This is a genomic window from Pseudomonas sp. F9001, from assembly GCF_013385435.1.
Classification (GTDB): domain Bacteria; phylum Pseudomonadota; class Gammaproteobacteria; order Pseudomonadales; family Pseudomonadaceae; genus Aquipseudomonas.
The window spans coordinates 43,431-65,076 of record NZ_JACAPX010000004.1 but is presented as its reverse complement, the minus strand read 5'-3'; the positions used below and the strand labels follow the sequence as shown (position 1 = coordinate 65,076).

At 63.2% G+C, this 21,646-nt stretch carries 18 protein-coding genes; 12 read left to right on the top strand and 6 right to left on the bottom strand.

Annotated elements, in window-relative coordinates; genetic code table 11:
- The gene (nadE, locus tag HX818_RS02445) at positions 1–816 is read left to right on the top strand and encodes an ammonia-dependent NAD(+) synthetase (protein WP_177019423.1); all 816 of its coding nucleotides are present in this window, start codon (positions 1–3) and stop codon (positions 814–816) included.
- On the opposite strand, the gene HX818_RS02440 is transcribed toward nadE, so the two are convergent.
- On the bottom strand, positions 796–2,226 hold the full coding sequence (locus HX818_RS02440) for a serine hydrolase (protein WP_177019422.1): 1,431 nt from the start codon (positions 2,224–2,226) through the stop codon (positions 796–798). The genes nadE and HX818_RS02440 overlap by 21 nt on opposite strands.
- Positions 2,227–2,251: 25 nt before the next feature.
- Positions 2,252–3,166 (bottom strand): LysR substrate-binding domain-containing protein, encoded by a 915-nt coding sequence (locus HX818_RS02435; RefSeq protein WP_003208132.1) that lies wholly within the window; start codon positions 3,164–3,166, stop codon positions 2,252–2,254.
- Between the two features lie 389 nt (positions 3,167–3,555).
- Here HX818_RS02435 and HX818_RS02430 point away from each other — a divergent pair, with 389 nt between their 5' ends.
- The 9 genes from HX818_RS02430 (at position 3,556) to HX818_RS02390 (ending at position 15,980) form a co-directional block, all read left to right on the top strand.
- Positions 3,556–5,115 carry an ABC transporter substrate-binding protein gene (locus tag HX818_RS02430; RefSeq protein ID WP_003208134.1) on the top strand — a complete coding sequence of 520 codons (1,560 nt, stop codon included), beginning with the start codon at positions 3,556–3,558 and terminating at the stop codon, positions 5,113–5,115.
- 2 nt (positions 5,116–5,117) lie between these two features.
- On the top strand, positions 5,118–6,059 hold the full coding sequence (locus tag HX818_RS02425; RefSeq protein ID WP_003208135.1) for an ABC transporter permease: 942 nt from the start codon (positions 5,118–5,120) through the stop codon (positions 6,057–6,059).
- Positions 6,056–6,934 carry an ABC transporter permease gene (locus HX818_RS02420; RefSeq protein WP_168197512.1) on the top strand — a complete coding sequence of 293 codons (879 nt, stop codon included), beginning with the start codon at positions 6,056–6,058 and terminating at the stop codon, positions 6,932–6,934. Before HX818_RS02425 ends, HX818_RS02420 begins: the two co-directional genes overlap by 4 nt.
- Positions 6,931–8,574, top strand: coding sequence for an ABC transporter ATP-binding protein (locus HX818_RS02415; protein WP_023658920.1), 1,644 nt, complete (start codon positions 6,931–6,933; stop codon positions 8,572–8,574). Before HX818_RS02420 ends, HX818_RS02415 begins: the two co-directional genes overlap by 4 nt.
- A 112-nt stretch (positions 8,575–8,686) precedes the next feature.
- Positions 8,687–9,940, top strand: coding sequence for an OprD family porin (locus tag HX818_RS02410; RefSeq protein ID WP_177019421.1), 1,254 nt, complete (start codon positions 8,687–8,689; stop codon positions 9,938–9,940).
- 207 nt (positions 9,941–10,147) lie between these two features.
- On the top strand, positions 10,148–11,266 hold the full coding sequence (locus HX818_RS02405; RefSeq protein ID WP_102369307.1) for a succinylglutamate desuccinylase/aspartoacylase family protein: 1,119 nt from the start codon (positions 10,148–10,150) through the stop codon (positions 11,264–11,266).
- Between the two features lie 166 nt (positions 11,267–11,432).
- Positions 11,433–12,626: an ornithine--oxo-acid transaminase gene (gene rocD, locus HX818_RS02400; protein WP_087694138.1), complete on the top strand. Its 1,194-nt coding sequence runs from the start codon at positions 11,433–11,435 to the stop codon at positions 12,624–12,626.
- A complete protein-coding gene (gene acnA / locus HX818_RS02395) occupies positions 12,623–15,274 on the top strand; it encodes an aconitate hydratase AcnA (RefSeq protein WP_177019420.1) in 2,652 nt (883 codons plus the stop codon). The genes rocD and acnA overlap by 4 nt, the downstream gene beginning before the upstream one ends.
- On the top strand, positions 15,267–15,980 hold the full coding sequence (locus tag HX818_RS02390) for a transporter substrate-binding domain-containing protein (protein WP_003214641.1): 714 nt from the start codon (positions 15,267–15,269) through the stop codon (positions 15,978–15,980). The genes acnA and HX818_RS02390 overlap by 8 nt, the downstream gene beginning before the upstream one ends.
- Here the strand turns inward: HX818_RS02390 and HX818_RS02385 are convergent.
- On the bottom strand, positions 15,977–16,339 hold the full coding sequence (locus HX818_RS02385) for an NUDIX hydrolase (protein ID WP_102369305.1): 363 nt from the start codon (positions 16,337–16,339) through the stop codon (positions 15,977–15,979). The genes HX818_RS02390 and HX818_RS02385 overlap by 4 nt on opposite strands.
- 141 nt (positions 16,340–16,480) lie before the next feature.
- Here HX818_RS02385 and HX818_RS02380 point away from each other — a divergent pair, with 141 nt between their 5' ends.
- Both HX818_RS02380 and HX818_RS02375 read left to right on the top strand, forming a co-directional pair.
- A complete protein-coding gene (locus HX818_RS02380) occupies positions 16,481–17,461 on the top strand; it encodes a Gfo/Idh/MocA family protein (RefSeq protein ID WP_087694134.1) in 981 nt (326 codons plus the stop codon).
- A gap of 36 nt (positions 17,462–17,497) precedes the next feature.
- Positions 17,498–18,136: a ribonuclease gene (locus tag HX818_RS02375; protein WP_371315687.1), complete on the top strand. Its 639-nt coding sequence runs from the start codon at positions 17,498–17,500 to the stop codon at positions 18,134–18,136.
- Positions 18,137–18,142: 6 nt separating this feature from the next.
- Here the strand turns inward: HX818_RS02375 and HX818_RS02370 are convergent, their stop codons facing one another.
- Genes HX818_RS02370 through HX818_RS02360 form a run of 3 tightly spaced genes read right to left on the bottom strand, consistent with a single transcriptional unit; the run spans position 18,143 to position 21,432 of the window.
- On the bottom strand, positions 18,143–18,985 hold the full coding sequence (locus tag HX818_RS02370) for a metal-dependent hydrolase (protein WP_177019419.1): 843 nt from the start codon (positions 18,983–18,985) through the stop codon (positions 18,143–18,145).
- A gap of 15 nt (positions 18,986–19,000) precedes the next feature.
- On the bottom strand, positions 19,001–19,900 hold the full coding sequence (locus HX818_RS02365; RefSeq protein ID WP_003214652.1) for an SDR family oxidoreductase: 900 nt from the start codon (positions 19,898–19,900) through the stop codon (positions 19,001–19,003).
- A complete protein-coding gene (locus tag HX818_RS02360; protein ID WP_177019418.1) occupies positions 19,897–21,432 on the bottom strand; it encodes an NAD(P)/FAD-dependent oxidoreductase in 1,536 nt (511 codons plus the stop codon). The genes HX818_RS02365 and HX818_RS02360 overlap by 4 nt, the downstream gene beginning before the upstream one ends.
- Positions 21,433–21,646 lie beyond the last annotated feature (214 nt).

Below are 21,646 nucleotides of genomic sequence, written 5' to 3'. Positions count from 1 at the left end.
ATGGACACTCAGGCACGTATCGCACAAGAACTGAAGATCAACCGGCTGCTCGGCAAGGGAGGCGAGGGCGCTGAGCTGCAACGGCGCATCGACTTCATCAAGGGCACCTTGCGCCAGTCCGGCTTCCATGCGCTGGTGCTGGGCATCAGTGGCGGTGTCGACTCACTGACCGCCGGGCGGCTGTGCCAACTGGCAGTGGAACAACTGCGCAACGAAGACTACGAGGCGCGGTTTATTGCCATGCGCCTGCCCTATAAAACCCAGGCGGACGAGCGCGACGCCCAGGCTTCCCTGGACTTTATCGCACCGGACCGGATCGAGACGCTGAACATCGCCGCCTGCGTCGACGGGCTGATGGGCTGCCTGTCTGCCGCGCAAGCCAGCGCCGAACGCATCGACTTTATCAAGGGCAACGTCAAGGCCCGGGCGCGGATGATGGCGCAGTACGCCGTGGCGAACCTGCACAACGGCCTGGTGGTGGGCACCGACCATGGCGCGGAGGCGCTGATGGGATTTTTTACCAAGTTCGGTGACGGCGCCTGCGACCTGGCGCCGCTCTCAGGGCTGACCAAGACCCAGGTGCGCCTGCTGGCCAGCGCCCTTGGCGGGCCACGGCAGTTGGTGGCCAAGGCACCGACCGCCGACCTGGAAGAACTGGCACCGGGCAAGCCGGATGAGTTGGCGTATGGCTGCAGCTATGACGAGATCGACCGCTACCTGATGGGCGAGGCAGTGAGTGAGCGGGTGAGGGCGATTGTCGAGAGCGCCTACCTCAAGACCGCCCACAAGCGAGCATTACCGGCTGTTCCCGACTAGGGTTTCCTGCTCCTTCCCGGCACTGTTGACGTTGACCGTACGCGCCACGCTCACGCGGTCACCGTCAAACCCGCATACCACCCGATCGCGAAACGCGGTTTGCGGGTAGATCCAGGTCATCTCCAGCGTCCTGGTATCCAGCCAGCGCGCGCCGGCAACGATCTGCGCATCCTTGAACTCATAACCGTGGTGCAACGCCCGGCCCGGCATGTTGGTGGTGCCGGCGATCCAGTGATCAATCCCCACCTCTAGGGCATGAGTCGCCTTGCTGTCGGTCAGTTGGAAGCGCAGTACATTGCCTTCGACGGCGAACGCCAATTGCTGCACATCCAGCCCGTTGGGCTCTACCTGATACACGCCCGTGAAATCTCTCGGCCCTGCACACGCTGAAAGCAACTCAGGCCGCTGTGCCATGCTCGCCAGACGTTGCTCCAACCGTGAATCCGCTTCGGGTTTGACCGTGCAATCATCGCCAAACGCCGCCGGAAAATGCCGCTCGACAAACGGAATCAGCTCCGCCGAATTCTTCATCCCGCCGATCACCACCAGCGTTGCACCGTACTCGCGGAATACCATCGCCATCTGCACAAACACCCCGACAGCGCTGAAGGCGTGTGCCGGTTTCATCATCCAGTGATAACCGTAGCGGCTGTCCGGCCCGCCTTGTGGTCGGGTGGCCGCTGCAACCCAGGCCGCCGGTAGAACCTGCTTGCCATCCCACACGCCGCCTTGTGCATGCAGCACACCCAGCTTGAGCATGGCCGAGGTCGGCGCCTTCAAGCCATTGCCGCCGGGATTCACGCCATCGGGGCCGATGTCCCAGCTTTCATTATGGATATCCAGCGGTACAAACAGCCGGGGCTTGAGGTACGCGTGCAAGGTTTGCCCGGTGACCTTGTTGATCAGCGCCGAGAGCATGTAGCTGGCCGCACTCGTATAGACGTAGGTGGTGCCCGGTGCATAGGCCAGCGGAATCTTGAAGAACTCGGCAATCCAGCTGGTCTCGATACCCCGCCACACTGACCCCGAGGTATTGGTGGCGTGGCCGGTGCGCATGGTCAGCAGGTGTTCTACGGTCATGTCCGCCAGGCGCGGGTCGGCATCCATCGGCACACACTCCGGAAAGAACGCCACCAGCCGGTCATCCAGTTTCAGCAAGCCTTCATCCACGGCCAGGCCAATGGCGCAGGCGGTGAAGCTCTTGGCCACCGAGTGCAATACCCGCGGCTCGTTGGGGTCCACCGGCCAGCTCCAGCCTTCGGCGACCACGTGGCCGTGGCGGTGCAGCATCAGGCCTTGCAGGTCGAGGCCGGCCGCTTTCACTTCATCGAGAAAGGCAATCAGGTGCTCGGGATCAACGCCGACGCTGCTGGCGCTGGCGCGGGACAAACCATCGTAGGACATGGGCATAAACAGGCTCGTAGGGGGAGGGAAATCAACGGCTGCGGTGCACCAGCCGCGAATAGGAAATCAGCATGCTGGTCAGTTCCTGGCTGACGCTGGTGAGCGGCGACGAACGGCGGCTGATCAGGCATACATCGCGGGTCGCCAGCGGTTCTTCGATGGCGATGGTGGTCAGGGCGCTGGAGAACAGCTTCATCCCCGGCAGCATGCGCGGTTCGATGGTCAGGTAATCGGTTTCCGATACGATGTGCAGGGTTTCCAGCAACGAATCAGTGGTGATCGCAATCTTTGGTGGCGCCAGGCCCTGGGTACGGAACAGCTCGATCAAGCGGTTCTCCGCGCCGCCCACTACGCCGGCCGGGCGTACGCTGATCCACTGGCAGTCGGTGAGGGCTTGCACGGATTTTGCGTGGGCCTGCGGGTGGCCCTTGCGCGCAATGATGCCGGCGTTTGAGCTGTAGAGGCGGTCGATGGCCAGGTCGATATCGGCCACGTTGGGCGCCAGCGGGCACAAGACGAAATCCAGGCGGCCATCGCGGACTTTTTCCACCAGGCCCTTAGTGGTGCCGCTGGCCACGTGCACCTGCATGCGCGGGAAGCGCTGGGTGAAGTTGCTCAGTACCGGCAGCAGCAATTCGGCCAAGGGTTCGGAGGTGACGCCCAGGGCGATATGGCCTTCGGGCTCGCCTTTCCAGGGTTGCAGGTCGAGCAGGGCGCGTTCGCAGTCGAGAGTGATGGAACGGGCACGGGCCAGGAACACCTCGCCGGCCGGGGTCAGGTTGATGCCTTGGTTGGAGCGTTGCAGCAGCACCACCCCGAGTTCCTTTTCGAGGGTCTGGATTGACTGGGTCAATGTGCTTTGGGCCACATCCAACTGGCGTGCGGCCGAGCGGAAGCTGCCTTTTTCAACCACGGAGCAGAACGCGCGAAGATGGGTGAGGGTCATGACGGTGGGCTCGCTCAGTGCTGCATTTAAACCATTGAATGCCAGCCAGCTTATCTGATGACTATAGGTGAGCACAGATCGGTCTGGATGATCGCGATCATTATTTCTGATCAGGAAAACCCCATCTTTTCCAGCTCAAGGCCCTGATTTCTCGGTACGGTAAGGCCAGGGCAACCCACGGACGGTTGATGATCGGATAAACCGAGCCCGATCACTCGGAGCGTTCTTCTCAAGTTGATCGGGGGGCGAATAAGATCGGTCCAGGAACATTCGCAAACCGTAATCAGCGACTAAAACAACAACAACTATTCAGGTGTTCGGCCGTGCCTCTTTTTGGGTCCTGCCAGCGTCCGAACCCAAGCGTAAGGATCATTCAAGGTGCATTTATCATGAACAAGACTTTATTCCTGGCTGGCGCCTTGTCCGCCGCGCTGGTGGGCACTGCCCACGCCGAGAATCTATTGAAAGTCGCGTTGAACGCCGACATTCGCAGCACCGAGCCAGGCGTCAACCGTGACACCAATTCCGACGCCGTCATCTTGCACATTACCGAAGGACTGGTGGCCTTCCGTGAAGATGCCACCGTCGGCCCGCTGCTGGCCAAGGACGTGCAGGTGTCCGACGACGGCCTGCGCTACACCTTCCACCTGCGCAACGGGGTCAAGTTCCAGAACGGTGCGCCACTGACCTCCGCCGAAGTGCTGTGGACCTGGAAACACTACCTCGACCCGAAAACCCAATGGCGCTGCGCCCCTGAATTCGACGGCCATGGCGGCGCGAAAATCGTCGACATGAGCGCCCCGGACCCACTCACCGTGGTGTTTACCCTGGACAAGCCCAACGGCCTGTTCCTCACCAGCACCGCGCTGCCGGAATGCGGTGGCAGCGGCATCCTGCACCCCGACTCGGTGGTCGACGGCCAGTGGAAAGCGCCCATCGGCACCGGCCCGTTCCGCCTGGGCGAGTGGAAGCCCGGCCAATACATCGACCTGCTGCGCAACGCCAACTACACCCCGCGGGACGAGAAAGAGCCGGATGGCTACACCGGCAATAAAACCACGACCCTCGACCGCGTGCGCCTGCTGGTGATCCCGGACCCGGCGGCGGCCAAGGCGGCCTTGCTGTCGAAGAACGTCGACCTGCTGATTGACGTCACGCCGCTGGACGCCACCGAACTGGCTGCCAACCCCGGCATCAAGGTCACCTCCAGCGGCACCATGTCAGTCAACGCGTTGCTGTTCCAGACCCGCGACCCCTTGCTCAAAGATGTGCGCCTGCGCCAGGCCATCGCCCATTCGCTGGACTCCGCACAAATCGTCGCCGCCCTGACCGGTGGCCGTTCCCAGGCCAACAATTCGATGGTCGCCAGTGGCAGCCACTACCACCAGGCAATCGAGAACCAGGGCTTCGATTTCGACCCGGCCAAGACCGCCCAACTGCTGCGGGAAGCTGGCTATAAAGGCCAGCCAATCAAACTGATCGTCAACAAGCGCTACGCCGCGATCTTCGACATGGGCGTGTTCGTGCAAGCCATGGCCAAGGCCAGCGGCATCAACCTGGAACTGGAAACCCTGGAGTGGGGCACCCAGTTGGAGCGCTACCAGACCGGCAACTACCAGATGATGGCGTTCCCGTATTCCGAACGCCTTGACCCGGCCCTGAGTTTCGACTCGATGACCGGCGACAAGGACAAGGAAGCGCGCAAGGTCTGGGACAACCCCCAGGCCCAGGAATGGCTGCGTGAAGCCCAGCGCGAAGGCGATATCAGCAAGCGCCAGGCGCTGTTCGACCAACTGCATCAGCAGATGCTCAAGGACGTGCCGATGATCCCGATGTACAACGGCAACGCCATCGCCGCCAGCCGTGATTACGTCAAAGGCCTGCGCACCTGGCCGGTGTCCAAGCCGCGCCTGTGGACCGTTAGCGTGCCTGCGACCGGGAGTAACTGAGGATGTTGCGTTTCATCTTTCAACGGCTGGCGATGTCGATCCCGACCTTGCTGCTGATCTCGCTGATGGTGTTCGCGATCATCCGCCTGGTGCCCGGTGATCCGGCGCTGCTGATGCTCGGCGACATGGCCGATGCCCACAGCCTGGAGGTCGCCCGTGCGTCCCTGGGCCTGGACCAGCCGCTGCCGCTGCAGTTTGTGATCTGGCTCAAGGCGGTGCTCAGCGGCGACCTCGGGCATTCCATCACCACCAATGAAGCGGTGTTGCCGCTGATCCTTGACCGCTTCCAGGTGAGTGCCGGGATCGTGCTGGTCTCGGTGTTGCTCGCGGCGTTGATTGCGGTACCGGCGGGCTTGCTCTCGGCGTGGAAACAGAACAGTTCCCTGGACTTTGGCGTGGTCTCCACCGCGACCCTGTTGCTGTCGATCCCGAGTTTCTGGCTGGGCCTGCTGTTGCTCTACGCGTTCGGCATCAAGCTCGGCTGGCTGCCGGTGGTGGGTTACGTGTCGTTCGGCCAATCGCCGTGGCAGGCCTTGAGTTTTATTGTGCTGCCGATTGTCACGCTGACGTTGGTGGAACTCGGCGCGATCACCCGCATGGCCCGGGCCAGTGCAATTGAAGTGCTGCGCCTGGAATACATCACCCATGCCCGTGCCAAGGGTTTGTCGGAGCGGGCGGTGTTGTGGCGCCATGCGCTGCGCAACTCGTTTGCACCGACCCTGACCCTGATCGGCCTGATCCTCGGCAACCTGCTCAGCGGCATCGCGGTGCTCGAAACCGTGTTCACCCTGCCAGGTATCGGCCGGCTGATGGTCGACGCCATCTACGCCCGGGACTACCCCGTGCTGCAAGGCTGCCTGCTGCTGGTGACCTTTGTTTATGTGCTGGTCAACCTGTTGGTGGACCTGCTGTACCCGCTCTTCGACCCCAGGGTTAAGTTATGAATAAGCCTCTACCTGTCGCACCCGAGGTGCTGTTGCCGGCACCGGCGCGTGCCCCCAGGGCCTGGCGTGTGCCGCCGCTGAACGCGCTGATCGGTGCGCTGCTGCTGGCCTTGTTGTTGATCATGGCCTTGCTGGGCCTGGTCTGGACGCCCCATGACCCGTTGGCCTTGAACCTGCTGGCGCGCTTGCAGGCGCCCACCGCCGCGCACTGGCTGGGCACTGACGAGTACGGTCGCGACGTGCTGAGCCGCCTGATGATCGGCGCGCACACCAGCCTGTGGGTGAGTGTGTTGACGGTGACGCTGGCGATCACCGCCGGCACGGTACTGGGCCTGCTGGCCGGGTTCCTGCGGGGCTGGGTCGACCGGGGCTTGATGATGGTCAACGATGCGTTGCTGGCGTTTCCCGGGATCCTGCTGGCCCTGGGCTTGATGGCGATCATCGGCCCGAGCCTGTACGGCATCGTGTTTGCCTTGAGCCTGGCCTACACACCGTCGGTGGTGCGGGTGGTGCGCGGCACGGTGTTGTCGTTGCGCGAGAAAGAGTTTGTCGAAGCCTCGCGGGTGATCGGTAACTCCGAGCTGTACACCATGCTGCGGCACATCGCGCCGAACTGCGTGGCGCCGGTGTGCGTGCTAGCCACCAGTATGTTCGGCTGGGCGATCCTGGCGGAAAGCTCCCTGAGCTTCCTCGGCCTGGGCGTCCCGCCGCCGGCCGCCACCTGGGGCAACATGCTCGCCGCCAGCCGGCCGTATATCGCCACGGCCAGTTGGCTGGGGCTGTTTCCCGGTGTCTGCATCGCCATGGCGTTGCTGGCGTTCAACCTGTGCGGCGATGCCTTGCGCGATCGTCTCGACCCGCGGATGAGTAAATGACCATGACTGACATCCTTCTGGCAGTCGACAAGCTGAAAATCCGCGTGGGGGCCAACGGCCCGCTGGCGGTCAACGACCTGAGCTTCACCATCGCCCCCGGCGAAATCGTGGCGCTGGTGGGCGAGTCCGGCAGCGGCAAGACCATGGCCGCCCGCGCCGCCATCGGCCTGCTGCCACCGCCGCTTGAGCAATGCAGCGGCCAGGTGCGTTTCCAGGGCCATGACCTGGGCAGCCTTGCGCCGGAGCAATTGCGCCAGTTGCGCGGGGCGAAGATCGGCATGGTGTTCCAGGAACCCATGGTGTCCCTCAACCCGTCCATGAGCATCGGCGAGCAAATGGCCGAGGGCCTGCGCCTGCACACCAGGCTGAGCGATGCGCAGATCCGCGAGCGCAGCCTGGAGATGCTCGGGCATATCGGCATCAAGGACGCCGAGCGTTGCCTGGCGGCGTTTCCCCACGAGTTCTCCGGCGGCATGCGCCAGCGCATCATGCTCGCCTCGGTGATGCTGCTGCGCCCGGCCTTGCTGATTGCCGACGAGCCCACCACGGCCCTGGATTGCCTGGCGCAACTGGACGTGTTGAAACTGATGCTCGACCTTACGCGCGAGCAGGGCACGGCGATCCTGTTTATCAGCCACGACCTGTCGCTGGTGGCGCGCTACGCCGACAAAGTGGTGGTGATGCGCGAAGGCCGCGCGGTGGAGCAGGGCACCATCGAGCAGATCCTGCTGGCGCCCAAGGCCGAGTACACCCGGCAACTGCTCGAGGCCCTGCCGCGGCGCGGCACCCTGGCAGCCTTGCCCAAGGCGGACCGGCCGTTGCTGACGGTCAAGGACGTGTGCATCGAGCACCCGGGGCCGCGCAGCCTGTGGGGCCGCAGCCAGTTCAAGCGGGTGGTGCATTCGGCAAACCTGTCCATCGCCCCGGGGGAAACCCTGGCGCTGGTGGGCGGCAGCGGCTCGGGCAAGACCACCCTCGGCCGGGCGATTGTCGGCCTGAACAGCCCGTGTTCCGGTGCCATCGAGTTTGAGGGCGTGGACATTCTCAAGGCCGGCAACCGTGACCATCGCCTGCAATGCCAGATGATTTTCCAGGACCCGTATTCGTCCCTCGACCCGCGCATGAAGATTGGCGACATCCTCGCCGAACCCCTGCGCCATGTGCCCGGCATGACGCCCGCGCAGCGTCGTGAGCGGGTGGCGAAAACCCTGGTGGACATCGGCCTGGCGGAACAGTTTGTCGACCGCTTCCCGCACCAGTTGTCCGGTGGCCAGCGTCAACGGGTGGCCATTGGCCGGGCGCTGGTGCGGCACCCGCGACTGGTGATTGCCGATGAGCCGATCTCGGCGTTGGACATGACCATCCAGAAGCAGATCCTCGAGCTGTTCGAACGCCTGCAGGCGCAGTACGGCTTTGCCTGCCTGTTCATCTCCCACGACCTGGCGGCGGTGGAACGCATCGCCCACCGGGTGGCGGTGATGAGCGAGGGCAGGGTGGTGGAAATGGGTGCCCGCGACGAGATCTTCGACCGCCCGCAGCACCCCTATACCCGCAAGCTGCTGGCCGCCGCCAGCCCCTTGGAGAAACTTGAAAACGGTGGCTACCGCATCCGCCAGGGCCCCGTACCGCTAGCGCTGTAACCCAGGACTGACGTCACCCGCCGCGCAAATCGCCGATTTGCGCGAACGGCGAAGCCATGCCCGAAGAACAATAAAAACACCAACCCCCACCCCACTGCCAGGAGCTAAAAAAATGAAAAAATCCCTGACTCAACTCATCACCAGCGTCGGCGTTGTCAGCAGCGGGCTGGTCCCGTCACTGGCCCATGCAGACTTCATCAAGGACAGCAGCGGTACGCTGGACTTGAAGAACTACTACTTCAACCGTGACTACCGCGAGGCCGCTTCCCAGTCGATGCGCGCCGAGTGGGCCCAAGGTTTTATCCTCGGTATCAAGTCCGGTTTCACCGAAGGCACCGTGGGCTTCGGCCTGGACCTGACCGGCATGCTGGGGGTGAAACTCGACTCCAGCCCGGGGCTGTCCGGCACCGGTTTGCTGCAGCGTGACAGCGACAAGAATGTCTCCGACGAGTACTCCAAGCTTGGGGTGACCGCCAAGGCCCGCTTCGCCAAAAGCGAGCTGCGTGTGGGCTACCTGGTGCCGGACCTTCCGATCCTGCAACCCAACACCAGCCGTCTGTTTCCGCAGTCCTTCAGCGGCACCCAGCTGGTGTCCAACGATATCAGCAACCTGAAAATCACCCTCGGGCAGATCGACCAGGCCAAGGACCGTGACTCCACCAACTACGAAGACATGAAGCTGACCACGGTGAGCAAGGTCTACAAGAGCACCGCCCTGAGCGACCAGTTTCGCTTTGCCGGTGGCGACTACTCGCTGACCCCCAACACCTTGCTCAGCTACCACTTCGCGGCGCTGGACAGCATCTACCAGCAGCAATACGTGGGCTTCAAGAACAACTTCGGCCTGGGGCCGGGCACGCTGAAAACCGACGTGCGCTACTTCAAGTCGGACAAGGACGGCGCGGGCCTGGCGGGCAAGGTCGACAACAGCGCCTTGAGCAGCCGCCTGACCTACCAGTACGGCGGCCACAGCATCGGCGGCGGCTTCCAGCAGCAATACGGCACCACGCCGTTTACCTACCTGGACGGCTCCATCACCTACCTGTTCACCGAGTACCAGTTCAGCAACTTCACCCAAACCAGGGAGCGAGCCTGGCACGCCCGCTATGACTACAACTTCGCCGATCTCGGCTTGCCCGGCCTGTTGTTTGGGATCAAGTACGCCAAGGGTGATTCGGCTGAAGTGCTCGGTTTCAACCGCGAAGGCCGCGAGTGGGAGCGTGACCTGGACCTGGGCTACGTGGTGCAGAACGGGCCCTTCAAGGGCGTGTCGATGCGCTGGCGCAATGCGCTGAGCAAAGGCAACTACTTCAACGACGTTAACGAGAACCGCGTGATGCTGGGTTACACCCTGGCGCTCTGGTAACCACCCACTGTGGGAGCGGGCTTGCCCGCGATGGCGGTGGGTCAGTCACGGAATAGGCTGGCTGACCCACCGCCATCGCAGGCAAGCCAGCTCCCACACTGATCGGATTACCAGATCAAGATAGTGTGGGCCGCCCTTACAGACGATCACGCCGGCTCGTTAATATTTCTTCAGCGTTCATCACTCGAATATCGAGATTTCCGGTTTATGAAACTTAAATCACACCCCTTGCTGCAAGCGACACAAGGCACCCACAGGCACGTGGACAGTGAGCATTACGGTGCAATGGGTGCAAGTCGAAAAATCTATATCCAGGCGGCGCTGCATGCCGACGAAACCCCGGCGCTGCTGGTGGCCGCGCACCTGCGCCGGCAATTGGTAGAACTGGAAAATGCCAACCGGCTGAATGCGCAAATCGTGCTGGTGGCCGTGGCCAACCCCACCGGGCTGAGCCAATACATCATGGGCGCGCCCAGCGGGCGTTTCGAACTGGGCAGCGGGCGTAATTACAACAGGGGCTTTCCGGTGCCGTACCAGGCAATCGCCGACAAGATCGAGCACCTGCTGGGCCAGGACATCGACGCCAACCGCCAACTGATCCGCCAGGCCTGGGGCGAATGTCTGCTGGACGCGGCGCCGCTGGACGAATTCCAGTCGCTGCAACGCACCCTGATGCTGCTGGCCCACGATGCCGACATCGTGCTGGACCTGCACTGCTCCCGCGAAGCGGCGATGCATGTGTACACCGGCGAGGCAGTGTGGGCGACCGTGGAGCCGCTGGCGCGCTACATCGGCTCTGAAGCCTCGTTGCTGGCCACCGATTCCCAGGCCAACTCGTTCGATGAGGCGCTGTACCTGCTGTGGGTCAACCTGCGTGAGCGGTTTGGCGATCGGTTTCCGATTCCGGACAGCAGCGTGGCGGTGACCGTCGAGCATCGTGGCCAGCGGGATGTGTCCTATGAACTGGCAGAACATGACGCCACGGCGATCATTGATTACCTGACCCACCTGGGCGCGGTTGAAGGCACGCCACGGCCATTGCCAGCCCTGCGCAACCCGGCGACGCCGTTGGCCGGCAGCGAACAGTTTTATGCGCCATGCGCCGGGGTGCTGGTACACCGGGCGGCAGTGGGCAGTCGCATCGAGGCCGGGCAGGCGTTGTTCGATATCGTTGATCCCCACAGTGGGCAGGCCACCACGGTTTGCAGCCACAACACCGGCGTGTTGTACATGCGCCGCGACGTGCGCTTTGTGAAGCCGGGGGATCCGCTGGGCCGGGTGTCCGGTGCCACGCCGATTCGCAGCGGCAAGCTACTCAGCGCCTGATTTGCCAGCTATGGAATACGGTCAAAATGTGGGAGCGGGCTTGCTCGCGAATGCGGAGGGTCAGCCAACATCTCCGGCGACTGACCCTCCGCATTCGCGAGCAAGCCCGCTCCCACATTGGGTCTTTGTTGTTCATTCATTATTTATTCGGCAGGACATCCCCACCATGCACCCCAACCCGGCAATCACCCTCGAAAACCAATTCTGCGCCCACAACTATTCCCCCTTGCCGGTGGTGATCGTCAAGGGCGAGGGCGTCTGGGCCATTGGCGATGATGACAAGCGCTACCTGGACATGATGTCGGCCTATTCCGCCGTCAGCCACGGCCATGTCCACCCGCGCATCCGCGCCGCCGCCGTGGCGCAGATCGACAAGATCAGCGTGGTGTCCCGGGCGTTCTACAGCGAACCCTTGGGCAACTTCCTCAAGACCTTGTGCCGCATCACGGGCTTCGACTCGGCCCTGCCGATGAACAGTGGCGCCGAAGCTGTGGAAACCGCGATCAAGGCGGCGCGACGCTGGGGCTACCGGATCAAGGGCATCCCGGCCAATCAGGCCAACATCGTGGTGGCCGACAACAATTTCCACGGCCGCACCTCGACCATCGTCGGCTTCTCGTCGGAGGCGGACTACAAGGCCGACTTCGGCCCATTCTGCAACGGTTTCACCGAGGCGCGCTTCGGTGACATCGAGAGTTTCCGCCAGGCCATTACCGCCGACACCTGCGCGGTGCTGATCGAGCCGATCCAGGGCGAGGCCGGCATTCGCGTGCCGCCCGCAGGTTTCCTGCGGGAACTGCGCCAGCTGTGCGACCAGACCAACACCTTGCTGATCCTCGATGAGATCCAGTCCGGCCTGGGCCGTACCGGCAAGTGGTTTGCCTTCCAGCACGAAGGCATTCGCCCCGATGCATTGATCCTCGGCAAAGCCCTGGGCGGCGGGATCATGCCGGTGTCGGCGTTCGTCGCTGATCATTCGATCATGGACCTGTTCGACGCCGGCAGCCACGGCTCGACCTTCGGCGGCAACCCGTTAGCGGCGGCCATTGGCCTGGAAGCGTTGAAGGTGCTGGAAGAGGAGGGCTTGATCGATAACAGCGCGCAACTGGGCCATTACCTGGTGGAGCGCCTGAAGGCCATGCACTCGCCGGCCATCCGCGAGATTCGCGGGCGTGGCTTGTGGGTCGGCGTGGAACTGGACCGCGATGCGCGGCCCATCTGCGAAGCGCTGCTGGCCGAAGGGCTGCTGACCAAGGAAACCCACGAAAACGTACTGCGCATCGCACCGCCGTTGTCCATTACCCGCGAAGAACTGGACTGGGGCCTTGAGCGTATCGAGCGGGTATTCAAACAGCTATGAGTGAGTATCTCAGTCACCTCGACATCGACGGCCAGCGCTTTGCCTGGATCGACCTGCACCAGTTGCTGACCCCGACGCAACTGCAGCGCCTGCCGTATTCCGTGCGCATTCTCCTGGAAAACATTGCCCGCTGCGCCCCGGCTTCGTTGCCACAGGTAGTGGCGCGGGCCATCGGCGAAGGGCCGGATTGCGAGGTGCCGTTCCAGCCCAACCGGCTGATGTTCCACGACACCACGTGCCTGCCGGCCCTGGCGGATTTCGCCGGCATGCGCGATGTGGTGGCCGAACTGGGCGGTGATCCCCGGGCGGTGAACCCCTCGATCCCGGCGGTGCTGACCATCGACCATTCGGTGATCGTCGAGCACTACGCCGAGGCGGGCGCGGTGGATGCCAACCTGGACATCGATTTTCGCCGCAACAGCGAGCGCTACCGTTTTATCAAGTGGGCCCAGGCCAGCCTGGATAACTTCAAGGTGATCCCGCCGGGCACCGGGATCATCCACCAGATGAACATGGAGTCCATCGCCCAGGTGGTGTGGGAAAGCGCGCCGCGCAACGGCCACGTGCTGTTGCACCCCGACTGCATGGTCGCCACCGACAGCCACACGCCGATGATCAATGCCATCGGCGTGCTGGGCTGGGGCGTTGGCGGGCTGGAAGGGCAGGCGGCGATGCTCGGCGAACCGGTGCCGATTCCTTATCCGCAGGTGGTGGGCCTTCGCGTCACCAATGCGTTGCGCGACGGCGTGACGGCCACTGACCTGGCACTGACGGTGACTGAACTGCTGCGCCGGCGCAGCATGGTCGGCAAGTTTGTCGAGTTCACCGGACCGGGCCTGGCGTCCCTGAGTTGGGCGGCGCGGGGCACCGTGGCGAATATGGCGCCGGAATACGGTGCGACCGTGGTGTTTTTCCCGTTTGATGACGAGACGCTGGCGTACCTGACCCTGAGTGCGCGCCCGCAGGCCTTGATCAACAAGGTCTCGGCCTACATGTCGGCGCAATCTCTGTGGCGCCGGGACGACGATCCCGAGCCGGTGTTCGATGAGTTGATCGAGCTGGATCTGGCGCAGGTTGAACCGAGTGTCGCCGGCCCGCATCAGCCCCATCAGCGCCAGTCCCTGGCCCACGCCGGGGCGTCGTTTCATCAGCATGTAAGCGCGCAAAAGCAGGATTTCTTCGAGCCGTCATTCCAGGTGCCGATCACCCATGGCGCGGTGGTGATGTCGGCCATCACCAGTTGCACCAACACCGCCAACCCGGCGCAGATGATCCAGGCCGGGCTCTTTGCCCGCAACGCCCGCGCCCGTGGGCTGACGCGCAAACCGTGGGTCAAGACGTCGCTGTCGCCAGGCTCACGGGTGGTGGCCGATTACCTGGAAGCCGCCGGCTTGCTGGAGGATTTCGCCGCGCTGGGTTTCGACCTGGCGGGCTTTGGCTGCATGACCTGCATCGGTAATTCCGGCAGCCTCGAACGCCATGTCGAGACCTTCGCCGAGCAGGGCTTGAAAGGCGTGGTAGTGCTTTCGGGCAACCGCAATTTCGAAGGCCGGGTCAACCCGAAAGTCCCTGCCGGCTACCTTGCCTCGCCCGCGTTGTGCGTGGCCTATGCGATTGCCGGCAGCATCGACACTGACCTGTCGGCCCAACCGCTGGCGATGGATGCCCACGGCCAGCCGGTGTTCCTGCATGAGTTGATGCCCAGCGAAGCCGAGGTGACCGCGCAAGTGGCGGCGGTGGTGCGCCCGGCGCTGTTTCACCAGCGCCAGGCACTGCTGTGGCAAGGCACTCACCATTGGCAGGCGCTGGAAGCCGACGCCAGCGTGCAGTTTGCCTGGCACCCGGCCTCCACTTACCTGCGCCGCCCGCAGTACCTTGCCGGGGTAACGCCGGTGCCGGCCGCGTCCTTGGCCATCAGCAACGCCCGAGCTTTGGTGGTGCTGGGGGATAACGTCACCACCGACCATATCTCCCCGGCGGGCACGATTCCGGCCGACAGCCTGGCCGGGCATTGGCTGCGGGAGCGCGGTGAAGCGCTGGCGGACCTCAACCAGTATTCGACCCGGCGCAGCAACCACGAAGTGATGGTGCGCGGCGCGTTTACCAACCCGCGCCTGAACAATCTGCTGTCCTGCGACCAGCCCCCGCGCCAGGGCGTCTGGGCCTGGAATGCCGACCGCAGCGACTACCTGCCGCTGTACCTCGCCGCGCAAAGCTATGCCGGTACACCCACCGTGTTGTTCGCCGGGATCAACTACGGTGCCGGCTCCAGCCGCGACTGGGCAGCGAAGGTCCTGACCCTGCTGGGGATCAAGGTGGTGGTGGCCCGCAGTATCGAGCGAATCCATCGCAGTAACCTGATCGGCATGGGTGTGTTGCCGCTGGTGTTCGATGAAGGCGCATCGGTGCAGGACTTGAACCTCGACGGCAGTGAGTCCCTGAGTTTCCTCGGCCTGGACGCGTTGCAGGTCGGCGACAACCCGATCACCTTGCAGATTGACCGCGCCACCGGTGAGACCACGCGTACCCCCCTGACCTTGCGCCTCGACTCGTTGCAGGAGGTTGGTTACCTTGAACACGGCGGCGTCTTGCCCTTCGTCATTCGCAAGACCGTGCAAAGAACCGTTCAAGGAGCGCGTAATGATTGACCCGCAGGTACTGCAACAACTGGCCCCCGAGGGTGTGCTCAGAGCTGCCATCAACTTTGGCAACCCGGTGCTGGCCCAGCGCGGCGAGGACGGCCAGCCCCAGGGCGTGTCGGTGGCGCTGGCCAGGGCCCTGGCCGATGAATTGGCGGTCGACCTTGAGTTGATCACTTTTGATGCGGCGGGCAAGGTCTTCGCCGCGCTGGGCGATGACCGCTGGCGCGTGGCATTCCTGGCCATCGAACCGGTGCGCGAGCAGGAAATCGCCTTCAGCGCGCCCTACGTGATCATCAAGGGTACGTACCTGGTGGCGGTGGATTCACCCCTGGGCAGCGTGACCCAACTCGATGCTCCGGGCCAACGCATCGCTGTCGGCCAGGGTGCCGCGTATGACCTGTACCTGAGCCGCACGGTGCAGCATGCCGAACTCGTACGCGCGCCGACCTCGGCGGGTGCCGTAGACCTGTTTATCGAGCAAGGCCTGAACGCCGCGGCCGGGGTTCGGGATTACCTGCGAACCCGGCTGGATGAGCGCTGGCGCCTGCTGGAGGATGACTTCATGAGCATCAGCCAGGCGGTCGCGGTACCGGTAGCGCACGCAGCCGCTGCCGCGTTCGTCAAATCCTTTGTCGAACGGCAGAAAGCCAATGGTCTGGTAAGACAGGCGTTGTTGTGCAGCGGGCAAAGCCCGGAACTGGCGGCGCCTTAGAGACGGCGCAGGAAGGATTTGACGATTTTCTGGGTGGCCTGGGTGGTGTCCAGGTCATCCAGGCGACTGTAGGGATGCCACTGGCATTCCTTGATTTCACTCAGGGGCCGGGCATCTTCGATATTCACCACCGACGCCTCGAACACATGGTGCAGGGTGTCGCTGGCCTTCAGCTCCTGCAATAACAGCAAACCGTCCACGTTCAGCCCGGTTTCCTCTTCCAGCTCCCGCGCGGCCGCGCCCACTGGCCGCTCATCGCGCTCGACCTTGCCGCCGGGCAATGCCCATTTCGAGCGGGCTTTACGCACGAACAGGATGTGCCCGTCGTGCTCGCAAATCACCGTGGCCCTTATTTTCATCGTCTGTGCCCCCGCAGCTGGATGATTGTCATAAAAGTGTAATGCAATTGTCATGCTCAGTCTTTATCCGGCAGGGTGGAGAGGGGGCCGGAAAACACCGATACTGCCCCATCGAAAAAAACTCACCTGAAGGAGATGCAGATGAACACCGTACGCTGGGGCATGATCGGCTGTGGCGATGTCACTGAACTCAAGAGTGGACCCGCCTTCTACAAAGCGCCAGGTTCTGCGCTGGTGGCCGTGATGGGGCGGCGCGAGGAGGCCGTGCGCGATTATGCGGCACGCCACGGCATTGCCCGTTTCTACACTGACGCCCAGGCGCTGATCGACGACCCGGAAGTAGACGCGGTCTACATCGCCACACCGCCCGACAGCCACCTCGAATACAGCCTGATGGTGGCCGCTGCCGGCAAGCATTGCTGCGTCGAGAAGCCCATGTCCCTGAATGCCGAGCAAAGCGCGCTGATGCAGCGCACCTTCGAACAGGCCGGGCTGCACCTGTTTGTCTCCTATTACCGGCGTTCCCTGCCACGCTTCCAGCAGGTGCGGGACTGGCTGCAGGACGGGCGCATCGGCGAATTGCGTCATCTGACCTGGACCCTGTGCAAGCCGCCTTCGGAAGACGATGCCAGCAGTGCCAACTGGCGCACCGACCCGGCGATTGCCGGCGGCGGGTATTTTGCCGACCTGGCCAGCCACGGTTTTGACCTGTTCCAGTACCTGGTCGGGGATATCGTCGAGGTGGCCGGGTTTACCGCGCGCCAGGCCGGGCGCTACGCCGCCGAAGATGCCGTCACCGCCTGCTGGACGTTCGCCTCGGGCGCGCTGGGCATGGGCTGCTGGAACTTTGTCGCCGACCGGCGCGAAGACCGGGTAGAGATGATCGGCAGCAAGGGCCGCATCACGTTTTCGGTGTTCGATGAGGCGCCGTTGCGGCTTGAGGGCGAGACCAGCGAGGTGCTGGAGGTGCCCAACCATGCACATATCCAGTGGCATCACGTGCTGGGGATGAATGCGCATATTCGTGGCGAGAGCAAACACCCGGCACTGGCGATCGAGGCGTTGAAGACCGACCGGGTCATGGACCGGGTGCTACAACGTAACCCCAACCTGGCGGTCTAGCGGTGCTTTGATTTTGTCTTTTTAAGGAATGAACGGATGAAAATGAAAGCAGCCTGGATTGTGCTTTGCCTGGCGTTGGCCGGGGCCGCGACAGCAGCGCCGCGGGCCCAGGGGCAGGCCGGGGAGTTTGACTTTTATGTGTTGTCGCTGTCCTGGTCGCCGACCTTCTGCCTGACGCACCCGGACGACCAGCAGTGTTCGGGCAAGGGCTACGGGTTTGTCCTGCATGGGCTGTGGCCGCAGTACGCGAAGGGCGGCTGGCCGGCGTCGTGTGAGCCGCAGTCGCGCTTGTCGGATGCAGACTTCGCCCGGGGCAGGTCGCTGTTCCCGTCGCCCAAACTGCTCAGGCATGAATGGGCCAAGCACGGCACCTGCAGCGGCCTTGAGGCTTCGGCTTACCTGAACAAGACCGATGCAGCGCTCAGCGTGGTCAAGATCCCGCAGCAGCTTGAGCCCTTCAATGTCCGAAGCGGCCTGGGCGCGCGGGACATCGAAGCGCTGTTTCGCGAGAGCAACCCGGCCATGGGCAACCATGGCCTTGCGGTGATCTGCAAGGGTGCCGTGCTGACCGAGGTGCGGGTGTGCCTGACCAAGGACCTGGCGTTTGCCGGCTGCCCGCGCAGCGTCAAGAGCCAGTGCCGGGATGGCGATATTCGCATCCCGACCCAGCGCTAAGCGGACTCAGGCGGGCCCATAACCTTTATGGGCCTGCTCGATCTCCTCCACCAGGCGGTCAATACCCGCCAGGCGTGCCCGGTTGTCGTGGTCCCAGGGATGGAACCCGGGCTTGAAGTAATGCAACCAGGGCAGCGCCATGCGCGGGAACACGCCCTTGGGCCCGTACAGAAACTTGAGCATCCGCCAGAAGCCCTTCAAATGCCCGCCCGAACGCCGGTCGGCAAACAACAGGCGCAAGTGAAAGTCCAGGATCGTCAGCCAGAACAGCGCCGTGGTGATGAGCATGGTGGAAGTGCGCAGCAGATAACGCTTGGGCCCGGGCTTGATCACGCTGTTCCACACATCAAACGCCACCGCCTTGTGCTCGGTTTCTTCCAGGGCATGCCAGTACCACATCTGCTGGTAACCCTTGACCGAATCCCCGAACCGCGACGGGTCGCTGAGGAGGATTTCCGCGAGCATCGCGGTGTAGTGCTCCAGGGCAATGGTCACCGCCAGGTTGAAGGAGGCGGGCAGGTATTTCTTTTGCGCGTCGAGGATCATCTTCAGCCGACGGTCGAGGGTATTCGCCGGCAGCCCTGCGGCTTGCAGCAGGTCGTTGTAGGCCACGTGCTCGCGGCTGTGCATGGCTTCCTGGCCGATAAAGCCCTGGATTTCTTTCTTCAGCTCCGGGTCTTCGATGCGCTGGCGGTAGTGACGCACGCTGTCCATGAAGAACAGCTCGCCCTGGGGAAACAGCAACGACAGTGCGTTGAAAAAGTGGGTAATGAACGGGCCTTGTTCATGCCAGTCCTTGATGCGTTCGGCCGGCAGGGCAAAACGGAGGTCGCGGCGAATCGGCAGCATGGTCGGTACTCCAGTTCAGAGACGGTGCTCTTCGTTGGTTTCAAGGACGGGCGAGGGCGCATTGCGTTGCTTGGGCGCCATGCGTTTGCTGGCCAACACCACCAGCGCTTGATAGGCGGCAGGCAGGCAGCGCGCGAGCAGGTCCAGAAAATAGGCGTCGCGGCCAATCAGCACGCGGCGTTTGTTTTTGCGTACGCCTTGCAGGATCACTTTGGCGGCCTGGTCGGCGTCGGTGATGAACAGCTTTTCGAAGTCGGCCCGGGCCTGCTGTTCGCTGTGAATCAGGAAGCCGGTCATGTTGGCGTCGATCCGGCTGCTGCGGCAGATGTCGGTGCGGATCCCGCCAGGGTGCACGCAGGTGGCCGAGACCCCGCTTTTTTGCAGGTCGAGTTCCTGGCGCAAGGACTCGGTAAAACCACGCACGGCGAACTTGGTGGCGTTGTAGCCGCTCATGCCCGGCTGGGCGAACAGGCCGAACACGCTGGAAGTGTTGACCACATGCCCATCGCCGCTGGCCTTGAGGTACGGCAAAAAGGCCTTGGTGCCGTACACCACGCCCCAGAAGTTGATCCCGACGATCCATTCCAGGTCGGTGTAGTCCACGCCTTCGACGGTGCTCGACAGCGCGACGCCGGCGTTGTTGAAGATCAGGTTGATCTGGCCATGTTCGGCGGCGCATCGGGCGGCCCAGTCTTCCACGGCCTGGCGCTCGGAAACGTCCAGCACCTGCGAGGTGACCAGCACCGGTGCAAGCACCTGGGCCTTGATCAGTGCGACGGTCTGCTCCAGGCCCTGGCTGTTTTTATCCGCCAGCGCCAGGTGGCAGCCTTCACGCGCCAACGCCAGGGCCAACGCGCGGCCCATGCCGGAAGCGGCGCCGGTAATGGCCGCCACGCGGCCGTTGAATGACTTCATGACAGGCTCCCTTCTGCGGTGGTGTGGGGCGTTGCGGCCGGGCGCGCGGTGGACGGTATCGACACCAGGCTGGCGACGTAGTCCTTGAGGGCGAAATGCCGGGTGACCTGCTTGAAACGCCAGGTGGAGCCGGGCCACAGCGTGGTGTTCTTGCCGGTGCGTGGGTCCAGGTACCAGCTCTTGCAGCCGCCGGTGGACCAGATGGTGCCGTTGAGTTTTTCCTGCAGCCTGGCGTTGTAGGCCAGTTCCACCGCCGGCTTGACGTCCACCGTGGCGATGCGATGACGCTGCATTTGCTGCAGGGCATCGAGGATGTAGGTGACCTGGGCCTCGATCATCAGAATCATCGAGTTATGCCCCAGCCCGGTGTTGGGGCCGACGATCAGGAACAGGTTCGGATAGCCCGGCACCGTGGTGCCCAGGTAGGCGTGGGCGCCGTCTTGCCAGGTGTCCATCAGGTCGATGCCGTGGCGCCCGATGATGCAGTTGCGGGGCAGCGGATCGGTGGCCTGGAAGCCGGTGCCGAAGATGAGGCAGTCGGCCGGGTGCTTGATGCCGTCGGCGGTGATCACCCCGTCGGCCTCGATGCGCAGCACGTTGTCGGTTACCACCTGCACATTGCTGCGGGACAGGGCCGGGTAGTAGTCGTTGGAGATCAGCACGCGCTTGCAGCCGATGGTGTAGTCCGGCGTCAGGGTCTTGCGCAGGGAAGGGCGGGCCACTTGTTTGTGCAGGTGGCGCACGGCGATTTTCTGCACCATTTTCATCAGGCGCGGGTGCAGGGCAAAGCCCACCACGCGACCTTCCAGTGCCCAATAGAACGCGCCGCGTACCAGGCGCTGGGTGAACGGCAGGTGCTTGAAGGCCCAGCGCTCGAAGCGTGAAATCGGCCGGTCGGGCTTGGGCATGATCCACGGCGGGGTGCGCTGGAACAGGTCCAGGTGGGCCACCTGCGGCGCAATCTGCGGCACGAACTGAATGGCACTGGCGCCGGTGCCGATCACCGCCACGCGCTTGCCCTTCAATGAATACTCGTGGTCCCACTGCTGGGAGTGGAAGCGCTTGCCCTTGAAGCTGTCCAGGCCCGGAATATCCGGCAGTGCCGGGCGCGACAGGCCGCCCATTCCCGACACCAGCACCCGCGCACTCACCTGGCGGCCATTGCTGAAGCTCAGGCTCCAGCGCTGTTGCGCCTCATCAAATACCGCCTTCTCCAGGCCCATGCCAAAGCGCAGGAACGGCGCCAGTTCGAAGCGCCGGGCGCACTGCTCCAGGTAGGCGCGAATCTCCGCCTGTGGCGCAAATTGCCGGGTCCAGTCCGGGTTGGGCGCAAAGGAAAACGAATAGACATGGGATTGTACGTCGCAGGCGCAACCGGGGTAGTGGTTGTCCCGCCAGGTGCCGCCGAGAGCATCGGCCTGTTCGGCAATAAAGAAGTCGTGGAACCCGGCTTCCTTGAGCTTGATCGCCATGCACAGCCCGGCAAATCCGGAACCGATGATGGCGATGTCGATGGTGTCATGGGCATTCATAGGCTGTCCCTCATGGGCCGGTGGCGCCTTACGGGTGTCGACATCGGATGTGCTCCTTGTTTTTGTTTTGGCTTTTTAGATAGAACACCATTGCAAAGGAAAATTGAATTATTTATTTTAAAAAAGATTTTAAATAATCTACCTGAAAATATCGTCTAGGCTACGACCCAGTTCCTCATGTGCGACTTATCCGACGGACGAGAGCTTGTACGCA

What these genes read in the sequence shown, in the direction of transcription:
- rocD (WP_087694138.1), top strand. Translation starts at nt 11,433, where the DNA reads ATGCACCCCAACCCGGCAATCACCCTCGAAAACCAATTCTGCGCCCAC.
- nadE (WP_177019423.1), top strand. Translation starts at nt 1, where the DNA reads ATGGACACTCAGGCACGTATCGCACAAGAACTGAAGATCAACCGGCTG.
- HX818_RS02365 (WP_003214652.1), bottom strand. Translation starts at nt 19,900, where the DNA reads ATGAAGTCATTCAACGGCCGCGTGGCGGCCATTACCGGCGCCGCTTCC.
- HX818_RS02410 (WP_177019421.1), top strand. Translation starts at nt 8,687, where the DNA reads ATGAAAAAATCCCTGACTCAACTCATCACCAGCGTCGGCGTTGTCAGC.
- HX818_RS02370 (WP_177019419.1), bottom strand. Translation starts at nt 18,985, where the DNA reads ATGCTGCCGATTCGCCGCGACCTCCGTTTTGCCCTGCCGGCCGAACGC.
- acnA (WP_177019420.1), top strand. Translation starts at nt 12,623, where the DNA reads ATGAGTGAGTATCTCAGTCACCTCGACATCGACGGCCAGCGCTTTGCC.
- HX818_RS02420 (WP_168197512.1), top strand. Translation starts at nt 6,056, where the DNA reads ATGAATAAGCCTCTACCTGTCGCACCCGAGGTGCTGTTGCCGGCACCG.
- HX818_RS02440 (WP_177019422.1), bottom strand. Translation starts at nt 2,226, where the DNA reads ATGCCCATGTCCTACGATGGTTTGTCCCGCGCCAGCGCCAGCAGCGTC.
- HX818_RS02415 (WP_023658920.1), top strand. Translation starts at nt 6,931, where the DNA reads ATGACCATGACTGACATCCTTCTGGCAGTCGACAAGCTGAAAATCCGC.
- HX818_RS02390 (WP_003214641.1), top strand. Translation starts at nt 15,267, where the DNA reads ATGATTGACCCGCAGGTACTGCAACAACTGGCCCCCGAGGGTGTGCTC.
- HX818_RS02435 (WP_003208132.1), bottom strand. Translation starts at nt 3,166, where the DNA reads ATGACCCTCACCCATCTTCGCGCGTTCTGCTCCGTGGTTGAAAAAGGC.
- HX818_RS02375 (WP_371315687.1), top strand. Translation starts at nt 17,498, where the DNA reads ATGAAAATGAAAGCAGCCTGGATTGTGCTTTGCCTGGCGTTGGCCGGG.
- HX818_RS02405 (WP_102369307.1), top strand. Translation starts at nt 10,148, where the DNA reads ATGAAACTTAAATCACACCCCTTGCTGCAAGCGACACAAGGCACCCAC.
- HX818_RS02425 (WP_003208135.1), top strand. Translation starts at nt 5,118, where the DNA reads ATGTTGCGTTTCATCTTTCAACGGCTGGCGATGTCGATCCCGACCTTG.
- HX818_RS02430 (WP_003208134.1), top strand. Translation starts at nt 3,556, where the DNA reads ATGAACAAGACTTTATTCCTGGCTGGCGCCTTGTCCGCCGCGCTGGTG.
- HX818_RS02385 (WP_102369305.1), bottom strand. Translation starts at nt 16,339, where the DNA reads ATGAAAATAAGGGCCACGGTGATTTGCGAGCACGACGGGCACATCCTG.
- HX818_RS02360 (WP_177019418.1), bottom strand. Translation starts at nt 21,432, where the DNA reads ATGAATGCCCATGACACCATCGACATCGCCATCATCGGTTCCGGATTT.
- HX818_RS02380 (WP_087694134.1), top strand. Translation starts at nt 16,481, where the DNA reads ATGAACACCGTACGCTGGGGCATGATCGGCTGTGGCGATGTCACTGAA.